The sequence below is a fragment of the Klebsiella indica genome, from assembly GCF_005860775.1.
GTDB lineage: Bacteria > Pseudomonadota > Gammaproteobacteria > Enterobacterales > Enterobacteriaceae > Klebsiella > Klebsiella indica.
The window spans coordinates 1-1,267 of the sequence record NZ_VCHQ01000051.1; the positions used below are offsets into that span (position 1 = coordinate 1).

Here is a 1,267-nt window from a genome sequence, read left to right on the forward strand (position 1 = left end):
CCGATGTTGAGGATACTGACCGACAGAGGCACTGAGTTCTGCGGCAAAGTGGAGCAGCATGATTACCAGCTTTATCTGGCGATAAATGACATTGAGCATACGAAAACGAAGGCAATGTCACCGCAGACCAACGGCATCTGCGAGCGGTTCCATAAAACGATACTGAACGAGTTTTATCAGGTGACGTTCCGCAAAAAGTTATATGGCGATCTTGAAGCATTACAATCGGATCTTGATGAATGGCTGGCTCACTATAATAATGAGCGAACCCATCAGGGGAAAATGTGTTGCGGCCGGACGCCAATAGAAACGTTACTTGATGGAAAACGCATCTGGGCTGAGAAAAATTTAAGCCAGATGTAATCTGACAGATACCTGTATAAATAACCGGTAACTGTCAGATCAGGTCTGAGCTAATACAATGATCTTGCGTTCTATCTCGTCGGACAGCGTAGTCTGATGCTTCTTCACCAGTTGTGGCTCAAAAGTGCCGTTACGATCGCGCGGGGTTGTCAGTTCAAAACTGCCTGTCGGGGCTTTAATGGTCTTTTTACCGGAACCATTTTTACGGTTCGCTTCCACATCCTGAGCCAGATGAGAGTCAAGTTCAGCAGACAGGGCCGCCTCGGTTAACTGCTTGATTAATGGCGTTAAGATACCATCTTTGCCCGTTAATGCCTGACCGGACTGGAGGGCTTTAAGTGCTTTGTCGAAATCGAAGGGCTGGGACATGTGTCATTCCTTTTTGATTGTATATTACTGGAATGACACAGAATTTCTAACACTCCCTGGTGCCTTACTGTCCTGAGCGTGACTCCGTTTCCACATCCCTCTCATCGAACCGGACTTGCGGATTTCCCGCATCCGGCTCTCTTGCAGCACATCAGACCTTCGCGTTCGGGCGGTTACGGGGGAGATCCAGCAGGCGTATCAGTCCTAACTGCTCGTACAGGTACTGGTCGGGATACTGGCGATATCCCGTTCCCCGCTGACCTTTTCTTCTCTGTAACCAGATCCTGACCCGTCTCGCCGTATAGATATCAATGTCACGGTAAATCTGTAACACTGGTCCCTGATTGAAATAACTGGCCCAACCCCTGAGAAGCGGGTTTAACCTTTCAGCTCTTTCAGCTATGGGGGTACAGTTCCAGCGTGACGTAGTCTGGGCGTGTATTTCCTGTTTGAGCCGTTTGATCGCTTTTCGGGATATTGCGGTTCCCCAGTAGGGGCGCCCACCTTTGCCATAAAATCGGCCAATGGTATATCC

2 protein-coding genes and 1 pseudogene are annotated in these 1,267 nt (G+C 49.1%); 1 reads left to right on the plus strand and 2 read right to left on the minus strand.

Features of this window, described 5'->3' with window-relative positions; genetic code table 11:
• Positions 1 to 363: integrase core domain-containing protein (locus FE839_RS24290; RefSeq protein WP_138363263.1), on the plus strand; the 363-nt coding region annotated here is incomplete at its 5' end.
• Positions 364 to 420: 57 nt separating this feature from the next.
• On the opposite strand, the pseudogene FE839_RS24295 reads toward FE839_RS24290, so the two are convergent.
• Positions 421 to 732 (minus strand): annotated as a pseudogene (locus FE839_RS24295) (transposase); the annotation flags it as partial.
• A 151-nt stretch (positions 733 to 883) separates the two neighbouring features.
• Complete coding sequence (locus FE839_RS24300) at positions 884 to 1,258, minus strand: group II intron maturase-specific domain-containing protein (RefSeq protein WP_338325003.1); 375 nt, start codon at positions 1,256 to 1,258, stop codon at positions 884 to 886.
• Positions 1,259 to 1,267 lie beyond the last annotated feature (9 nt).